Below are 17,477 nucleotides of genomic sequence, written 5' to 3'. Positions count from 1 at the left end.
CTCCTTTTTCCCGATTTAATCGGAATCGCAAAGGTATAAAATTGATATTTAATAATAAATTTTATTTTACTGATTTTTAGATACTTCATTCTCGTAATTAAATAGCAAACAATGCAAGCAGCTTACTGTTGAATTTTTACATCAAATATCTGACACAATGGAAATCAATGATAAGCCCGAAAATAAAATAAAAGAAAATAAACCTTCAGTCGATAACTCTGAAGCCAAATCAACTGAGAAACATAATGATGATTCTTTTAAGTCTTCAAATAAAGAGCATCGTTTAAGTTGGGAACAGCCTGCAGATGAGCAACAAACTAACGAGGAAGACAAGGAAACTCCTGATGATAAGGTGCCTGACTAATTAGTAATGTGTTGCTCAACTCTATTTAGTACAAACTGAAGTTGCTCTTCCTCATTTAGGTCCGTATTGTCTAATATTATAGCATCGTGAGCGCGGGTAAGCGGACTCTCAAGCCTTGTTGTGTCAATGAAGTCACGGTGAGCAATGTTTTCAAATACCTCTTCCAGCGTTATATCTTCCCCTTTTTCCATCAATTCTTTATAACGACGCTCAGCCCTTATTTTCGGATCGGCTGTCATGAAAATCTTGATCGGGGCATGCGGAAAGACGATGGTACCAATATCCCGTCCATCCATCACGATATTTTTCGATTTGCCCATCCTTTGTTGTTGCTTCACAAGCTCTTTTCTAACAGCTTTTATCGTACTCACTTCACTTACCAGCTGTGAAACTTCCATTTTTCGTATTTCATCTGACACTTCCTCATCATTTAAGATGATATGTGTTTGATAATCGCGTGAATGAAAATTTAAATGAATATTTTTAAGTGATTCCTTGATTTGACTTTCGTCAGCTAAATCAATATTATTCCGTTTTAAGTATAACGTTACCGCCCTGTACATGGCGCCTGTATCAATATATATGTAGTGAAGCTTTTTTGCCAGGGCTTTTGCCAGAGTACTTTTTCCACAAGACGAATATCCATCAATAGCAATTACAATATTCTCAGTCATACCGCAAAGTTATTATTTAATGATATATCATTAAATAAATATTCATTAATAGAGGTCTGATAAATGAAATTGCTAAGAGAAACCTTTAGTAACTAATAGCCAATTTGTTAATCTCTGTATCTGAAATTCCAGAGTTTGTCTGATGAATGTTTTAATGGCCAAAGCTATAAGACAAACTAGCTGATCCATATTGTTGAGAGCGAACTTGCGACTTCAGCTCTTTCGTTTTAAATATAGCAGAAAAGCTCGCTGTCCACCTGTTTTGTGCATACATCACGCCAACTTCTTGTGCATAAACCAAACGATTTGGACTATAGGTTACAGCTCCTTTATCATCTCTAAACAAGCCACCCTGAATCGTTGCATCATAAACAATTATATTTAGAGCAGGTTGGGTGTAAAAGAAAAACTCCTTCTTTGGAAGTGCTGCCCCATCAGTGTTCGAAATACGGCTATTTGTGCTTGCCGATTGAGTTAGTTTATTTATACTTCCAGCCCTGAATAGTACACCTACACTGGCCCTCGTATTGGTATTACCTGCAATAGCTTGTGTGGCCAAACTAAAATCTGCATTTTCTGAAGGGCGAATCAACATCCTTTTATATTCAAATAATGCATTAACGCCTATCTCATTCTTTACCTGATATTGCCAGCCATTGATTTCATAAAATCCCACCACGCGATGAAGCAATTCCTGTGCATCTTTGGCTAATGAATTAGGTCCTATGGTTCCAATATTCAAACCGGCACTTATTATTTGCTCATCTTTTAAGTACCAGCTTACTTTTGCTGCACCATAAAGATAACCTGCAAAAGGCCGGTCCACATATTTAATATCTGGTACAGAACCGGATTGCGCATTGTAAATGTATTGCCCAATTTCAGCTTCTCCTATTATTTTTTCGACTCTACCCGTTGTGTTTTTTTGATTTAAAGCATGACGAAAGTTTAAAAAAAGCCCGTTTGTATAATAGCGGTCAGAACCCGAACCTAAATAAGCGTCGTTCTCGCTTTTAAACCCAATCATGTTTTTATAATTGCTGGTTTGAGCGAATAGAGAAATAGAACAAAAAAAAAGTAGTAAAAGAATGAAGTTGATCTTAATCATTTGCTGTCCTGAAAAAACAAATATGTGAATAAATTTATGCTGTACAAATTAAAATATGAGCACAAAAAAAGAGGGATTTCAATCGAAATTCCCTCTTTTTTACTTAATCTGCCCCTCAACTAAAGAAAAGTTTCCTTCGCTTTAATTGTCAGATCTATTGGATCCTTCACCTTGTCCTCTGAAAGAGCAAGATCTATTACCTGTTTCATTTCAGTAACATAATGGAACTTAAGATCCTTGATATAACTTTCTTTTATTTCCAGAATATCCTTTTCATTAGACTTGGAAAGAATGATTTGTTTGATGTTTGCCCGTTTAGCAGCAAGAATCTTTTCCTTTATTCCGCCAACGGGTAATACCTTTCCTCTAAGTGTAATTTCGCCTGTCATAGCCAGATCAGATTTTACTTTACGTTGTGTAAATGCAGAAGTAAGTGCTGTTAACATGGTAATACCTGCTGATGGACCGTCCTTTGGTGTGGCTCCGGCAGGAACATGAACATGAACGTCCCATAGGTCAAATAACTGATGATTTATATTGAACTTCTTAGCATGTGCACGTAGATAGGCCATAGCCAATGTAGCCGACTCTTTCATTACATCACCTAAATTACCAGTCATTGATAACTTGCCTTTACCTGGACTGAGGCTAGCCTCTATAAAAAGGATGTCACCGCCAACCTGGGTCCAGGCTAAACCTGTTACCACTCCCGCTACATCATTGCCTTCATACATGTCCTTGTCAAAAATAGGAGGCCCAAGAATCGTTTCAATATCTGTTTTATTAACTGCAGGAGTATATTCTTCCTCCATGGCAATTTTTGTGGCAATACCCCTCACAACAGATCCTATCTTTTTCTCTAAACCACGTACTCCGGATTCCCGTGTATACTCTTCAATTATTTTTTCAATTATTGCAGGTTTTAGTATAATATGTTTCTTAGACAAACCATGCTGTTCAAGTTGCTTAGCGAGTAAATGCTGCTTAGCAATTTCAATTTTCTCTTCAATAGTGTATCCATTTACTTCAATTACTTCCATCCTGTCAAGCAAAGCAGGCTGTATGGAGCTTAAAGAGTTGGCCGTAGCAATGAACATAACATTTGATAAATCATAATCCAGCTCCACATAGTGATCATAAAAAGCGCTGTTCTGTTCCGGATCCAATACTTCTAGCAAAGCAGAAGAAGGGTCTCCATGAGAATCATTTGCAACTTTATCGATTTCATCTAATACAAATACTGGATTTGATGTTCCTGCTTTCTTAAGTGACTGAATAATTCGTCCTGGCATTGCACCGATGTAAGTTTTTCGGTGTCCCCTTATTTCTGCTTCATCACGTATGCCACCTAAAGCTATTCTCACGTATTTTCTCCCCAATGCGCGGGCAATAGATTTCCCAAGTGAGGTTTTTCCTACCCCTGGAGGGCCTGCAAGGCATAGAATAGGAGCTTTCATATTCTGTTTCAATTTTAAAACAGCCAGATACTCAATAATTCTACGCTTTACTTTTTCCAGACCATAGTGGTCTTTATCCAGAATGCGTTCCGCTCTTTTAAGATCGAAATTATCTTTAGTGAAATCATTCCATGGAAGATCAAGCACAAGCTCAAGATAATTAACCTGTACTGAATAATCAGCCGCAGCAGGATTCATCCTTCCAAGCTTATCCAGCTCTTTCGAAAAGAATCCGTTAATTTCCTTCGACCATTTCTTCTTTGAGGCTCTCAAACGTAGGTTTTCCAGTTCCAGGTCAGGTGTATTACCACCAAGTTCCTCTTGTATGGTTTTTAACTGTTGGTTCAGAAAGTAATCGCGCTGTTGCTTATCCAGGTCTACACGAACTTTAGACTGAATTTGATTTTTCAGTTCAAGCATTTGCAGATCAATAGTAAGCTGTTCAAGCACTAAAATGGCTCTTTCATGCAGATTCGCTACCTCAAGCATACTTTGTTTTACAGCAACATCTGCATTCATATTAGAAGAGATGAAGTTGATCAGAAAAGAAGGGCTTTCGATATTTTTTATAGCAATGCCTGCCTCACTGGGTAAATTGGGCGAAAGATGTATAATTTGCATAGCCATATCTTTGATTGATCCGACCATAGCCTTGAACTGTTTGTCAGTCTTGGGACGGATTTCTTCAAATTTTTTAACGGTAGCCTTAATATACGGATCTTTCTGAACCTCTTCATTTAGGCGGAATCGTTGTTTTCCCTGTATGATTACAGTGGTACTGCCATCAGGCATTTGAAGCATCTTTATGATAAGTGCCACTGTACCAACCTCATTTAGTTGTTCAAATGTTGGATCTTCTACTGCTACATCCTTTTGAGAAACTACCCCAATAGTACGGTTTCCTTTATAGGCATCCTTTATAAGTTTAATAGATTTATCTCGTCCTACCGTTATAGGAATAACAACACCTGGAAATAAAACAGTATTCCTTAAAGGTAGAATAGGCAGTATATCAGGCGTTTGTTCATTATTCATTTCTTCTTCGTCTTCTTGAGACATTAAAGGAAAGAATTCTGTATCTTCATTTATAAGGGGTAACGAGTGATTAAAATCAAGGAGGTTATTCATTTAAATCCTTTCTTAACGTCATTCTGACAGTGAATTAGAGTGAAATATTTTTTATTAATAATAATTATACTGCTGCAAGGCGTATGCCAAAAGCAATAAATCGATAGGAAAAGCAAATATGAGAGGATTAATGAAGAACTTATTCACATATTAATTTTGATACTGCAATAAAGTCAGGCTTTCACAGCAATTTTGCCTCATACCAATTAAAGCTTTTCACTTCAAATTTATCTTCTTAAAAACAAATTTAGCTTAAAGTTATTAATGAGTGTAATATATGATGTGTATATTCGAAAAGCTTCTCATTTTGTAAATTCAAAAATTAGAAATAATATTACACCTCAATCGTTATAAGACGAGTAGAACTTAAGTATTTAAAAATGAAATTAATTGCATCAATATTATCTTTTGTGTTTTTATCTAGTGGAATCACTTATGCACAGCAGAATCAGGAAATTAAAAATAGCAATGTAAAGTTAGGGCAGAAGGCCCTCATGGATGGCGACTTTAAAGAGGCGGTTACTCATCTGGAAAAAGCAATACCAACTGAAGGATCAAACCCTGATGTGTTGTACATGTTAGGATATTCTTATTATCATTCAGGAAGCTATCAGAAATCAATTAGCACCTTTGGACAGGTAATCGCACTAAAACCTAGTAATGTTTCCGCTTATTACTACCGTGGTAAAGCCCGAAATGTACTTGGAACTCAAATGAATTCTCCTTTGTCTGTTACAGAGCGAGAAAAGCTCCTTTTAGCTTCCATAAATGATTACACTAAGGCCATCGAATTAAATTCAGCAGATCAGGTCTTGTACCAGAACCGTGCAATGGCTTACCGTGATTATGGAATCCTTAAGGGACAGAAAATTCGTAAATTTTATAACAAGGAAGTAGCTGAAAACTCTTTCAAATCTTGTATCGAAGATTTGCAGAAAGTGCTTGATGCCACTCCTGGTAGGAAGGACATTACAGAGGAAATGAAGAAAGCCAAAGTTTACATGGCAAACTTAAGTAGATAATATATTAAACCCTGGTGCACATCAGGGTTTAATTTTTCCATTTATCTGATAGATGTTTGTTCCTATCAATTTTACTTGCTGCGTTCTTTTGATCTTATACAAGGAATCCGGATAATAATTTAATAGTTCAGTTGAATTATATATTTCGTTACTAACCTGGCTCTCTATATCGATCGAAGTTATCTGATCTCCAGACTTATTAATCCGGATCGTTTTAATTTTCAAAGAACTATCCAAGGCAGTATAAACAAGTCCATCATCATTTATTTTGATGTTATAGCTATCCCTCCAGGAAGGTTTATTGAGGTCAGATTTTGAAAATACATCCAGTTCATTTTTCCAATTTGAAATTTTTACTTGTTTTTCTTCTCTTACCCCATTGTGAATAACCGTTTTCTGTACCATGGGGTTGGCTGCACTTAATCGCAAAATCTCTTTATTGAAAAAACCCCTGATATCAAAATACTTATTTTTGGTATCAGGGGTTTTTTTATCTTCTGTACACGAACTAATCGCACACAGAAGAATTAAAAAACGTAAAGTGTGTGTTTTATACAAGCACATTACCAGTCATTTTCTCAGGAATAGGTACATTTAGTATAGTTAGAACTGTAGGAGCAATATCTCCAAGTTTTCCATCCTTAACATGATTGTAATCCTTATCTATTAAGATACAGGGAACAAGATTAGTTGTATGAGCAGTATTTACTGATCCATCAGCATTGATCATGTAATCTGCATTTCCGTGATCAGCAATGATAATAAATGAATAGCCATTTTCCAGACCACAAGCCACTACATCTTTCAGACATTCGTCTGCTGTTTCAACAGCTTTAACAACTGCTGAAAATACACCTGTATGTCCTACCATATCCGCATTTGCAAAATTTAAACAGATGAAGTCAGGTTTGTTTTCTGGAATCTCTTCGCAGATTGCATCTCTGATTCCTCTGGCGCTCATTTCTGGTTGCAAGTCATATGTAGCCACTTTAGGTGATGGCACTAACAGTCTTTTTTCTCCGTCAAATGGTTTTTCTTTTCCACCGGAGAAGAAAAATGTTACATGAGGGTATTTTTCAGTTTCCGCTATCCGAACCTGAGTTTTATTAAAACGTTCCAGTACTTCACCAAGCGTATCAATCAGGTCATCCTTTTTGAAAAGTACTTCCACACCTTTGAATGTTTCATCATAGGTAGTCATGGTGATATATCTTAAATCAAGCGGCGCCATCTGATAATCAGGAAATGCTTTTTGAGTTAAGGCAGTAGTAATTTCGCGTCCGCGGTCTGTTCTAAAGTTAAAGCAGATTACCACATCACCAGTTTGAATATGGGTAATGGGATTTCCGTTATCGTCAACCTTAACTACCGGTTTAATAAACTCATCTGTAATACCTTCACTATACGAGTTTTCAAGTGATGCAACCAGGTCATTGGAAGGTGTTCCGATAGCGTTTACTAATAAGTCATATGCCTGTTTAACTCTTTCCCAACGATTATCGCGGTCCATTGCATAATAACGTCCTATTAAAGAAGCTATTTGAATAGTGGAGTCTTTACTATAATCAAGTAAATCCTTGATGTAAGCTTTTCCTGCATTCGGATCCGTATCGCGGCCATCCATAAATGCATGAAGAAATACATTCGGTACTGCTGCCGCTTTTGCTGCATCAAACAGACCTTTAATATGTTTAATATGAGAATGAACACCTCCATCGGATACCAGACCGATAAAATGTACATTTTTGTTTTCAGCGATAGCATATTTAAAGGCATACTGAAGAATAGGATGTTCCAGTAATTCACCATCATCCACTGCTTTGTGTATTCTTCCCAATTCCTGGTATACCACACGGCCTGCTCCCAGATTCATGTGTCCTACTTCAGAATTTCCCATTTGCCCTGCAGGAAGACCTACTGCAACTCCGGAAGCTTCAAGCTTGGAGTTAGGATATGTTGCTATGAGGTGATCAAAGAAAGGAGTGTTTGCTGCCAGTATAGCGTTGGATGCGTCGGCTTTGCCGTAGCCCCAGCCATCAAGAATTATAAGTGCTACTTTTTTATTTTCCACACAACAAATATAGACTTGTATTATTAGTATCCAAAGTGACAAAGGTCATTTTTATAAATTTTCGATGTTACTAATTGTTTAATTTAATGTTATTGTTATTTTAGCAATGTATATGAAAGACTACAAAGAGTTACTTACTCAATTTATTGCAAATGCACTTGCCGAAGACCTTGGTTCCGGCGATCATACTTCTTTATCCACGATTCCGGCTAATAAGAAAGGGGCAGCTAAATTGATCATTAAGGATAAAGGTGTACTTGCGGGAGTGGATGTAGCTCTTGCTATTTTTAAACAAGTGGATGCTGATCTTCTCGTTCATGTGCTTCTTCATGATGGGGCAAAAGTGGAGTATGGCGATATTGCCCTTACCGTGGAAGGAAACATCTCCTCTATCCTCATCGCTGAAAGATTGGTTCTGAATACCATGCAAAGAATGAGTGGAATAGCATCGACTACCGCCCGTATAGTTGCTAAACTTAAGGATACTAATAGCCGTGTCCTGGATACCAGGAAGACTACTCCAAACTTAAGATTTCTTGAAAAGCAAGCTGTAGTTATTGGTGGTGGGGTAAATCACCGCATTGGTCTATATGATATGATCCTGATTAAAGACAATCACGTGGATTATGCGGGGGGGATTAAAAACGCCTTACTGGCAGCAAAAGCATATATAACGGATAAGAAATTGACACTTGAGATAGAAATTGAAGTTCGTACGATTTCTGAACTGGAAGAAGTTATTGAAGCTGGGGGTGCAGATCGCATTCTTCTTGATAACTTTAGTTTTGTAAATTTAAAATCTGCAGTGAATTTAATCAGTGGGAGGTTCCCTACTGAAGCATCCGGCGGAATATCGGAAGAAAATGTGTTGGAGTATGCGCAATGTGGAGTAGATTATATCTCAATGGGTGCACTTACTCATTCCGTAAAGAGTCTGGATATGAGTCTTAAAGCTATAAATCAGGACATAAATTAACATAAAGTACATAAACAATGCTTTTTTAGTATAATTGCATACTTAATGATATCCATATTTTCTATTACAGCTGTGTTGGTTGCTTACCTTTTTGGATCGATTCCTAGTGCCGTCTGGATAGGACAGGCTTTCTATGGAATTGATGTTCGCGAATACGGAAGCGGGAATGCCGGTGCGACAAATACGTTACGCGTTTTAGGTACAAAAGCTGGTATTACCGTTATGACTTTAGATATCCTCAAAGGATATACCGCTACTAATCTCGCATACTTCATAGGATTGTCCATTACAGGTCCCCAGGATTCCATTCAATTTGTGAATTATCAGCTTGCCTTAGGCATTACTGCTGTTATGGGACATTTATTTCCCGTCTTTGCAGGCTTTCGTGGAGGCAAAGGTATTGCAACCTTATTTGGAATGGTGCTAGCCGTTCATTTTGATGCAGCTTTATTCTGCGTAGGAGTATTTATTCTGGTACTCATGGTCTCCAAGTATGTATCCTTAAGCTCTATACTGGCGGGTTTTGCCTTTCCGCTGAGCATTATATTTGTGTTTCATTCTCCCTTAAGAGCGGTGGTTTTGTATGGGATGTGTATTTGTGTGCTCATCCTGATTACGCATCAAAAAAATATCGAAAGGCTGCTTAAAGGCAAGGAATCCAAGATAAATATGTTCAAGAAGAAAACAGCTGTATAGTTTTTTTGTTGCTTCAATATACACAAAAAAGAAATGACATACTTAAAGACTACATGTACCTGTTTATTAATAGCCTTTTTGGCGGCATGTTCAACTGTTCCTCTAACAGGAAGAAGACAATTAAATTTAGCCAATTCTCAGGAAATACAAACACAATCAGTTCAAGCTTACCGGGTTTTTCTAAAGGATCCTAAAAATGTCGTTGTCAGCTCCGGTGCCGATGCGCAACTGGTTAAAAAAGTTGGTCTCCGCATTGCAAGTGCTATAGATCGTTATTTAAAAACAAATGGCTATGCCAACCAATATAATTTTACCTGGGAATTTAATCTGGTAAAAAGTGCGGATATCAATGCCTGGTGTATGCCTGGTGGTAAGGTAGCCGTTTATACTGGAATACTGCCTGTAACCCGTACAGAGGCCGGTTTAGCTACTGTTATGGGGCATGAAATTGCTCATGCTATAGCCAAACATGCTGAAGAAAGGTACTCTCAGACTCTTGGTGCTCAGGCTATCGGTGGGGTAATCGGATCTGCAACTGGATCTCAAAGTATTGCGCAACTATATGGATTAGGCGGACAGCTGGCTTTGTTGAAGTATGGAAGAAGTCAGGAGTCTGAAGCCGACCGCTTGGGACTAACATTTATGGCTATGGCCGGATATAACCCAAGTGAAGCAGTATTTTTCTGGCAAAGAATGGCAACTGCAAAGCAGAGTAACGGTGCGTCACCCGAATTTTTAAGCACTCACCCTAGCGATGCAACGCGTATAGCTGCTATTCAAAAGCGCTTACCTGAAGCAATGAAATATTATAATAAATAGATCTTATTAGCTTAAAACTTTTAACATAGCCTTTGCTTTCAGCATACATTCCTGATATTCCAGTTCTGGATCTGAAGCAAAGGTTATTGCACTTCCTACTTGAAAGGACAAATATTTTTTACTTTTATTATAAATAAGACTTCTGATAATTACATTGAAATCGAAGTTTCCGTTTGAATCAAAATAGCCTACCGACCCTGAATAAATTCCCCTCTTTGTTTCTTCATACAATTCGATAAGCTCCATTGCTTTTATTTTAGGAGCACCGGTCATCGATCCCATTGGAAAGGCATTCTTAATAATATCTATATTCTTTGTCGTAGCCGAAACCCGGGCAGTAATCGTAGATATCATTTGATGGACCTGTTCAAATGAATAGATTCCACACAATTCCTTTACTTCAACAGAACCCGGAACAGCTGTCCTTGTCAGGTCATTCCTGACCAGGTCAACGATCATAATATTCTCGGCCTGTTCCTTTAAATTGCTTCTTAAATCCTCTTTAAGCCGATTATCTTCAATAAGATCAGCACTTCGTGCTGCCGTACCTTTTATAGGTTGGGATATAACCATCAATCCTTCTTTTTTTAAAAAGCGTTCGGGTGAAGAGGAGATGATATATTTATCCCTGATTTTAAAGAAAGTTGAAAATGGTGCTGGGGATATGGAATTAAGCTGTAGGTAAGCTGCCAGAGGATTAAAGGATTTACATACAGAAAAGAACTGCTGGCAAAAGGTCATTTCATAAATATCTCCCTTTTTTATGTGTTCTTTAATTTGATTGACTTTGTCAATATAGGCTTCTTTCGTTAAGGTCGAATGAATAGTGCCATCGAAATGAACTTCTTGATCTGGTAGAACCTGAGCATTGATTTCTTCGAGTAAATTAGGCTTGTCTGTAATGATCCTGACCTCGTTGCCTTTGATAAGCAATAAATGTCTTGGAACAAAAAAATAAAGATCCAGAAATTCCAAACCATCCTGATTATTCGAATGCAGCTGTTCTATCTCGTTCTTTAGGTCATAAGAAAAAAAACCTGGTATAAATAACTTATTGTTATTCAGAAAATTAGAAAGTTCTCCTAAAGCATTACCTGAATTTGAGCATATTTCTTTCGAAACGCCAGCTGCAATCACAGTGGTATAACTTGAATAGGGATTTGAATACTGGTTGGAATCTAAAAAACAGGCCACATCGAATGATGCGGCCCATTGTAAAGCTTGACGCTTAAATTTTGAAATATCAGCTATAATACAATCATACGGTTGCATAGCCGGAATCGTCTTTAGTTTAAGATCAATGTTTGAACCCGATCGGGGCCTACAGAAAGATATCTTACTGGTACGCCGATATGTTCTTCAATATACCGTACATAAGCGTATAATTTCTCAGGAATTTCCTCCACAGTTTTAATACCGGTCAGATCTTCATTCCATCCTTCAATTTCTTCCAGAACAGGAATAGCTTTCACACTGCAGATATCATAAGGCATGTAATCAATCTTTTCGCCACCATGATTGTAATGTGTACAGGCGTATATTTTGTCGAAACCGCTTAATACATCTGCTTTCGTCATCACCAATTCAGTAACTCCATTCAGCATCACCGCATATTTCAATGCAGGAAGATCAATCCATCCGCATCTTCTTGGCCTTCCGGTAGTAGCACCAAATTCATGTCCGATCTGACGAAGTTTCTCGCCTGTCTCATCAAATAATTCAGTAGGGAAGGGGCCGCTACCCACACGTGTGCAATAGGCTTTGAAAATACCAATTACAGAACCGATCTTTTGAGGTGCAATACCCAGACCGGTACAAGCTCCTGCAGTTGTCGTGTTTGATGAAGTAACAAATGGATAAGAACCGAAGTCCACATCCAGCATAGCTCCCTGAGCACCTTCAGCAAGAATAGTCTTTCCTTCGCGCAAATATTGGTTTACAAAATGTTCACTATCTACCAGTTCAATGGTTTTAAGGAATTCTATCGCTGCAAAGAAAGTCTTTTCTTTTTCCGAAAAATCAGGAATTTCACCGTAATGGGAGAGGATAGACTTATGCTTGTTAACCAGTTTATCATACTTCTCTTTGAAATCGGCTAACTCAATATCACCCACACGAAGACCATTACGTCCCGTTTTATCCATATACGTTGGACCGATACCTTTCAGCGTTGATCCGATCTTTTCGTCACCCATCTTACTTTCGGATGCAGCATCCAAAAGCTGATGGGTAGGAAGAATTAGATGTGCCTTACGGGCAATGACCAATTTTTTCGCTGCAACAGGATCAAATCCGCTTGTTTTTAAATTATCAAGCTCACGTTTCAAAATAATGGGATCAATAACTACTCCATTACCAATGAGGTTCATGGTTTTAGCATTGAAGATTCCTGATGGAATAGTATTTAAAACATATTTCTGATTATCAAACTCCAGGGTATGGCCTGCATTTGGTCCGCCTTGAAATCTTGCGATCAGATCATAATTTTGACTAAGGACATCAACGATTTTTCCCTTGCCTTCATCGCCCCATTGGAGGCCTAAAAGTACATCAACTGCCATGAATGATTGTAGTATTGTTAATTTTTAGTATATGAGTCACAGAAACCTTCTTTCAGCTTTTCACAATTGCCGTAAAGGTTAAGTGAATGGTGTTTTATTTCGAACTTCAGCAAATCGCCCATCATGCTTTGGATCTGTCCAATGCGTGGGTCACAGAACTCCACAACTTTTCCACAATCAATACAGATGATATGGTCGTGTTGCTTGTAGCCATACGACTTTTCGAACTGAGCCATGTTCTTTCCAAACTGATGTTTGGTTACAAGATCACATGAAACAAGCAATTCCAGCGTATTATAAACCGTTGCACGGCTTACCCTGTATTTCTTGTTCTTCATATGGATGTAAAGGGACTCCACATCGAAGTGGTCACTACGGGAATAAATTTCTTCAAGAATGGCGAAACGCTCAGGCGTTTTCCTTAAACTTTTATTTTCAAGGTAAGCCTCGAAAATTTTTTTAACCATTGCTATCGTTTCTTGTAAGGGCATATTTTTTGTTAGACTCAACGTTCAAATTTATCTAAAAAAATAACAAATCTTAAATTTCTTTATGAAGCTTTGTTAATGTTACGTGGTTCTGAATCAAAACGTGTGACTGCTGTAACTCCTTTCACCTGTTTTAACTTGCGGATTAAATTCTCTAAATGAATGGTGTCGTTTACATAAACCATGATGGATCCTTCAAAAATGCCTTCGTTACTGTCCACAGTAATGGATCTCATGTTGACTTTAAAGTCATTTGAAATAACCGTTGTCAATTTATTGATTAAGCCTACTTCATCAATACCTGTAATGCGTAAGCCTGTTAAAAAGGCTAATTCTTTTTGAGAAGTCCATTTTGCTTTTACTACCCGGTAACCATAATTGGCCATCAGTTTAGTGGCATTTGGACAGTTCGTGCGATGAATCTTAATCCCATCATTAACGGTAATGAACCCGAAAACATCATCTCCTGGGATAGGGTTACAACAGGTGGAAAGCTTGTAATCGAATTTTTGTAAATCTTCACCGATTAGAAGTGTGTCACTATCTTTTGCCTTCACCTTGTTCATAATGCCTTCCAGTTGAGAGGCCGCAATACGCTCCGGTGTCCGGTTTTCTACAACCTTTTCCGATGCCTGGAATTCTTTCAGGTTTTTAAGGTCTATCCCACCTTTAGCAATGGTATAAAACAGGTCAAGCGTATTGTTAAACTTAAAATAAAAAGCGATCTTATGTATATTTTCAGTGTTGTACGTGATTTTTAAAGATTTTAACTTTCTTTCCAAAAGTTCTTTACCTTCTTCGGCAACCCGTCTTTTCTCTTCTTTTAATGCTGATTTAATTTTAGCCTTAGCCTTTGCTGTAACAACAATATTCAGCCAATCTTCCTTCGGTACCTGTTTGCTTGAGGTGATAATTTCCACCTGGTCGCCATTTTGTAACTTGTGCGCCAACGGTACCAGTTTATGGTTCACCTTGGCGCCAATACATCGAATACCCAGATCTGAATGGATTTCAAATGCAAAATCCAATGCGGTTGCATCCAGTGGTAACTGCATGAGCGCACCTTTTGGCGTAAAAATAAAGATCTCATCTGAAAAGAGGTTCATCTTGAAATCATCCAGAAAATCCAACGCATTAGAATCTGGATTCTTCAATAACTCCCTTACTTTTTGAATCCACAAGTCCAGTCCACTATCTGAAGAAGACTCCTTATACTTCCAATGTGCAGCAAATCCCTTTTCAGCTATCTCATTCATGCGCTGTGACCGGATCTGAACTTCTACCCACTGTCCCTTGGGGCCCATAACGGTAGTATGCAAGGATTCATACCCATTTGCTTTCGGAGAAGATACCCAGTCACGGAGCCTGTCCGGATTGGGTATATACAGATCCGTAACAATGGAATACGCTTTCCATGCATCTGCTTTTTCTGTTTCAGGTTCACTTTCCAGCACGATCCGGATGGCGAATAGGTCATATACCTCCTCAAAAGGAATTCCCTTTTTTCGCATTTTATTCCATATCGAATGAATCGACTTAGGTCTTCCGTATACTTCGGCGTGTAAACCCTGTGCGGCCAGGATATCTTTTATCGGACCTACAAAAGCATTAACATACTCTTCCCGTTCGGCTTTTTTCTCATTCAGCTTCCTTGCTACGAACTTATAGGTTTCACTTTCTGTGTATTTCATAGAAAGATCTTCCAACTCCGATTTGATAGCGTAAAGGCCTAGTCTGTGAGCCAGAGGCGCATAGAGGTAAATCGTTTCGGAGGATATTTTCAACTGCTTGTCACGCGGCATATGATCCATCGTGCGCATGTTGTGCAAGCGGTCAGCCAGTTTAATCAGAATAACCCGCACATCGTCAGCCAGCGTAAGCAGCATCTTGCGGAAATTTTCCGCCTGCAGCGAACTATTATAGTCGAATACGCCTGATATCTTTGTTAAGCCATCAATGATCTTTGCTACTTTTTTCCCGAATTCGCGTTCTATATCGTCCAGGGTAATAGCAGTATCCTCCACTACATCGTGTAAAAGTGCGCATACAATAGAGGTTGTTCCAAGACCAATTTCCTGTGCAGCAATCTGTGCTACTGCAATAGGGTGGTATATATAAGGTTCACCAGATTTTCGCCTCATATCTTTATGGCTATCAAGTGCCATATCGAATGCCTGCCGTATTAATTTCTTGTCGCCCTTTTGCATAGTAGGCTTACAAGCTCTTAATAGGGCTCGGTAGCGCTTTAGAATTTCGGTTTTCTCCGCATCTATATCAATCACCAATTCATTCATCTTCAATTGCTCAGGATTTCGAAATAGTAAATTTAATTGCAACTTTAGGGTTACTTTTACCGTTTAGTTGTAATTAAAGGTATATACGAAATTAGGTGTATGTTTGTGTTAACTAAGATATGAAAAAAATATCTATTTTGATAGTATTAAGTTTGATAGTGATCAGCTTTTCATACAGTCAGGTAAAAGATACTATTCAGGAGAAAGGGATTAATGATACAATAAGAGTTGCTGTAACCCGTGATGATTATGGCAATATGATCCCTTGGATTCCACTAATGGATGCCTATGTAAATAATACCAGGATCTTCCTTACTCCCCAAGCCAGGTCAATGTTCAACCGTTTACGTTATAATGTTTTGAAGGTGCTCCCTTATGCCAAATTTGCAAGGAACCGCTACAGTCGCCTGAATGAACAATTAGCCCAAACGACCAACAAAAGAGAGCAAAGAAAACTCGTTAAAGTCTGTGAAAAAGAAATTAAGGATATGTTCAATAAAGAGATTAAGAACATGACTATTACCCAAGGGGAAATTTTAATTAAATTGATCGATAGAGAAACAGGAAATAGTAGTTATGAGCTGGTAAAGGAATTAAAAGGTGGCTTTACCGCTTTTTGTTACCAATCGGTAGCTCGTGTTTTTGGTCATAACCTAAAACAAAAATACGATCCTCAGGAGGATCGGGATATCGAAAACGTGATTGTCCGCTATGGCTATTACGGCAATTACCTATTTAATTAATTTTATTCCTATCATACCTTCGTCAGGTTTATTTTATTTGACCAGTAAAAATCCTGTATTTCTTTTCCAAAGTTTACTTTTGTCCAAATACGTCGGTGTTTTCGCCTGACTAGAGATTAAATATTCATGAAATTAGATATTCTTGTTATTGCCGTGCATCCTGATGATGCAGAATTAAGTTGTGCCGGAACCATTTTAAAATATAAAGCTGAAGGGAAAAAGGTAGGGATCATTGACCTTACCCGTGGGGAGTTGGGAAGCAGGGGGACTGCTGAAACACGCAATGAGGAAGCTAAAGATTCTGCAAAAATTTTAGGCCTTGATGTAAGAGAGAACCTGGGAATGCGGGATGCATTTTTTAAAAATGATGAAGAACACCTCTTGCAAATTATTCAAAAAATCAGACAGTACGAACCAGAAATCCTTATTGGCAATGCCATTCTGGACCGTCATCCCGATCATAAAAGGGCATCCGGATTAATTAATGATGCGGTGTTTCTTTCGGGATTAATAAAAATCAAAACTGAGCTTAACGGTGTACCACAATCACCATGGCGTCCTCGCCTTCATTTAAATTTTATTCAGGATACTTATGTGAAACCCGATATTATTTTGGATGTTACCCCTTTCTGGGATAGGAAAATAGCATCTATGCTGGCATATAAAACTCAATTTTATACCCCGGATTATGATGAGGAAAACCAAACGTATATTTCCAACCCTGAATTCACTAAGACTATAGAAGGCAGGGCCCGGGAATTTGGTAAAAGCATTGGTGCCACATTTGCTGAAGGATTTACTTCAGCAAAATTAGTAGGCGTGGATAGTTTGTTTAACCTAATATAGGGATTTAATTGCCAACAGATTCATAACAGGTAGGAGTCAAGTAGATCCCCAGATGGAGGTAAGGACGTACATGATCCCTATCATGCACCTACTATGTAGCTTTGTGCTCCGTCTAATCACCTGTTTTAGCGAAGCTGCAAGCCGCAAGCAGCGAACAAGCAAGGGAGAAGCAACGAAGCTTAGTCCTACTTGTTTTAAACATGATGTCTCGTCCTAATATAGCTATACAC

16 protein-coding genes are annotated in these 17,477 nt (G+C 38.2%); 7 read left to right on the top strand and 9 right to left on the bottom strand.

The genetic code is table 11. The features are described from left to right. Positions 1-157 precede the first annotated feature (157 nt). Positions 158-364, top strand: a complete 207-nt coding sequence (locus BFL47_RS02545; protein WP_069658234.1) for a hypothetical protein — start codon at positions 158-160, stop codon at positions 362-364. Here the strand turns inward: BFL47_RS02545 and cmk are convergent. The 3 genes from cmk to lon all read right to left on the bottom strand — a co-directional run bounded on the left by cmk (position 361) and on the right by lon (position 4,731). Further along, positions 361-1,038, bottom strand: coding sequence for a (d)CMP kinase (gene cmk / locus BFL47_RS02540; RefSeq protein ID WP_069658233.1), 678 nt, complete (start codon positions 1,036-1,038; stop codon positions 361-363). The genes BFL47_RS02545 and cmk overlap by 4 nt on opposite strands. A 151-nt stretch (positions 1,039-1,189) precedes the next feature. Then, positions 1,190-2,146 (bottom strand): lipid A deacylase LpxR family protein, encoded by a 957-nt coding sequence (locus tag BFL47_RS02535; protein WP_069658232.1) that lies wholly within the window; start codon positions 2,144-2,146, stop codon positions 1,190-1,192. A 119-nt stretch (positions 2,147-2,265) separates the two neighbouring features. Then, positions 2,266-4,731 (bottom strand): endopeptidase La, encoded by a 2,466-nt coding sequence (lon, locus tag BFL47_RS02530; RefSeq protein WP_069658231.1) that lies wholly within the window; start codon positions 4,729-4,731, stop codon positions 2,266-2,268. Positions 4,732-5,111: 380 nt separating this feature from the next. Between lon and BFL47_RS02525 the strand changes: the two genes are divergently transcribed. After that, positions 5,112-5,753: a tetratricopeptide repeat protein gene (locus BFL47_RS02525; protein WP_069658230.1), complete on the top strand. Its 642-nt coding sequence runs from the start codon at positions 5,112-5,114 to the stop codon at positions 5,751-5,753. Between the two features lie 21 nt (positions 5,754-5,774). Here the strand turns inward: BFL47_RS02525 and BFL47_RS02520 are convergent, their stop codons facing one another. Next, positions 5,775-6,158, bottom strand: coding sequence for a hypothetical protein (locus tag BFL47_RS02520; RefSeq protein ID WP_170827250.1), 384 nt, complete (start codon positions 6,156-6,158; stop codon positions 5,775-5,777). Positions 6,159-6,303: 145 nt separating this feature from the next. Continuing rightward, positions 6,304-7,824 (bottom strand): 2,3-bisphosphoglycerate-independent phosphoglycerate mutase, encoded by a 1,521-nt coding sequence (gene gpmI / locus BFL47_RS02515; RefSeq protein ID WP_069658228.1) that lies wholly within the window; start codon positions 7,822-7,824, stop codon positions 6,304-6,306. A 112-nt stretch (positions 7,825-7,936) separates the two neighbouring features. Here gpmI and nadC point away from each other — a divergent pair, with 112 nt between their 5' ends. From nadC to BFL47_RS02500, 3 genes are read left to right on the top strand one after another with little or no spacing between them, the layout of a single operon-like run. Continuing rightward, positions 7,937-8,800, top strand: a complete 864-nt coding sequence (nadC, locus tag BFL47_RS02510) for a carboxylating nicotinate-nucleotide diphosphorylase (RefSeq protein ID WP_069658343.1) — start codon at positions 7,937-7,939, stop codon at positions 8,798-8,800. Positions 8,801-8,845: 45 nt separating this feature from the next. Beyond that, complete coding sequence (plsY, locus tag BFL47_RS02505) at positions 8,846-9,496, top strand: glycerol-3-phosphate 1-O-acyltransferase PlsY (protein WP_069658227.1); 651 nt, start codon at positions 8,846-8,848, stop codon at positions 9,494-9,496. A 33-nt stretch (positions 9,497-9,529) separates the two neighbouring features. After that, positions 9,530-10,315: a M48 family metallopeptidase gene (locus tag BFL47_RS02500; RefSeq protein WP_069658226.1), complete on the top strand. Its 786-nt coding sequence runs from the start codon at positions 9,530-9,532 to the stop codon at positions 10,313-10,315. Positions 10,316-10,321: 6 nt separating this feature from the next. Here the strand turns inward: BFL47_RS02500 and BFL47_RS02495 are convergent, their stop codons facing one another. From BFL47_RS02495 to BFL47_RS02480, 4 genes are read right to left on the bottom strand one after another with little or no spacing between them, the layout of a single operon-like run. Then, positions 10,322-11,587, bottom strand: coding sequence for an anthranilate synthase component I family protein (locus BFL47_RS02495; protein WP_069658225.1), 1,266 nt, complete (start codon positions 11,585-11,587; stop codon positions 10,322-10,324). Positions 11,588-11,601: 14 nt separating this feature from the next. Further along, entirely contained in the window at positions 11,602-12,876 is a 1,275-nt protein-coding gene (locus BFL47_RS02490) for an adenylosuccinate synthase (RefSeq protein WP_069658224.1), read from the bottom strand. 17 nt (positions 12,877-12,893) lie between these two features. Beyond that, the gene (locus BFL47_RS02485) at positions 12,894-13,367 is read right to left on the bottom strand and encodes a Fur family transcriptional regulator (protein ID WP_069658223.1); all 474 of its coding nucleotides are present in this window, start codon (positions 13,365-13,367) and stop codon (positions 12,894-12,896) included. A gap of 59 nt (positions 13,368-13,426) precedes the next feature. Continuing rightward, positions 13,427-15,658, bottom strand: a complete 2,232-nt coding sequence (locus BFL47_RS02480; protein WP_069658222.1) for a RelA/SpoT family protein — start codon at positions 15,656-15,658, stop codon at positions 13,427-13,429. Positions 15,659-15,777: 119 nt separating this feature from the next. Here BFL47_RS02480 and BFL47_RS02475 point away from each other — a divergent pair, with 119 nt between their 5' ends. Further along, complete coding sequence (locus tag BFL47_RS02475) at positions 15,778-16,401, top strand: DUF4294 domain-containing protein (RefSeq protein WP_069658221.1); 624 nt, start codon at positions 15,778-15,780, stop codon at positions 16,399-16,401. A 126-nt stretch (positions 16,402-16,527) separates the two neighbouring features. Continuing rightward, entirely contained in the window at positions 16,528-17,247 is a 720-nt protein-coding gene (gene bshB1, locus BFL47_RS02470; RefSeq protein WP_069658220.1) for a bacillithiol biosynthesis deacetylase BshB1, read from the top strand. Positions 17,248-17,477: the final 230 nt, after the last annotated feature.

It is taken from the genome of Arcticibacter eurypsychrophilus (assembly GCF_001730525.1).
GTDB lineage: Bacteria > Bacteroidota > Bacteroidia > Sphingobacteriales > Sphingobacteriaceae > Arcticibacter > Arcticibacter eurypsychrophilus.
Note: the sequence above shows the minus strand (reverse complement) of the source record. Positions and strands in the feature narration are given on the sequence as shown.

Excerpts from the sequence above, each read along its gene's own strand:
- plsY (WP_069658227.1), top strand. The coding sequence starts at position 8,846 with ATGATATCCATATTTTCTATTACAGCTGTGTTGGTTGCTTACCTTTTT.
- bshB1 (WP_069658220.1), top strand. The coding sequence starts at position 16,528 with ATGAAATTAGATATTCTTGTTATTGCCGTGCATCCTGATGATGCAGAA.
- nadC (WP_069658343.1), top strand. The coding sequence starts at position 7,937 with ATGAAAGACTACAAAGAGTTACTTACTCAATTTATTGCAAATGCACTT.
- BFL47_RS02525 (WP_069658230.1), top strand. The coding sequence starts at position 5,112 with ATGAAATTAATTGCATCAATATTATCTTTTGTGTTTTTATCTAGTGGA.
- BFL47_RS02500 (WP_069658226.1), top strand. The coding sequence starts at position 9,530 with ATGACATACTTAAAGACTACATGTACCTGTTTATTAATAGCCTTTTTG.
- BFL47_RS02480 (WP_069658222.1), bottom strand. The coding sequence starts at position 15,658 with ATGAATGAATTGGTGATTGATATAGATGCGGAGAAAACCGAAATTCTA.
- BFL47_RS02490 (WP_069658224.1), bottom strand. The coding sequence starts at position 12,876 with ATGGCAGTTGATGTACTTTTAGGCCTCCAATGGGGCGATGAAGGCAAG.
- BFL47_RS02485 (WP_069658223.1), bottom strand. The coding sequence starts at position 13,367 with ATGCCCTTACAAGAAACGATAGCAATGGTTAAAAAAATTTTCGAGGCT.
- BFL47_RS02545 (WP_069658234.1), top strand. The coding sequence starts at position 158 with ATGGAAATCAATGATAAGCCCGAAAATAAAATAAAAGAAAATAAACCT.
- BFL47_RS02475 (WP_069658221.1), top strand. The coding sequence starts at position 15,778 with ATGAAAAAAATATCTATTTTGATAGTATTAAGTTTGATAGTGATCAGC.
- cmk (WP_069658233.1), bottom strand. The coding sequence starts at position 1,038 with ATGACTGAGAATATTGTAATTGCTATTGATGGATATTCGTCTTGTGGA.
- BFL47_RS02520 (WP_170827250.1), bottom strand. The coding sequence starts at position 6,158 with ATGGTACAGAAAACGGTTATTCACAATGGGGTAAGAGAAGAAAAACAA.
- BFL47_RS02535 (WP_069658232.1), bottom strand. The coding sequence starts at position 2,146 with ATGATTAAGATCAACTTCATTCTTTTACTACTTTTTTTTTGTTCTATT.
- lon (WP_069658231.1), bottom strand. The coding sequence starts at position 4,731 with ATGAATAACCTCCTTGATTTTAATCACTCGTTACCCCTTATAAATGAA.
- BFL47_RS02495 (WP_069658225.1), bottom strand. The coding sequence starts at position 11,587 with ATGCAACCGTATGATTGTATTATAGCTGATATTTCAAAATTTAAGCGT.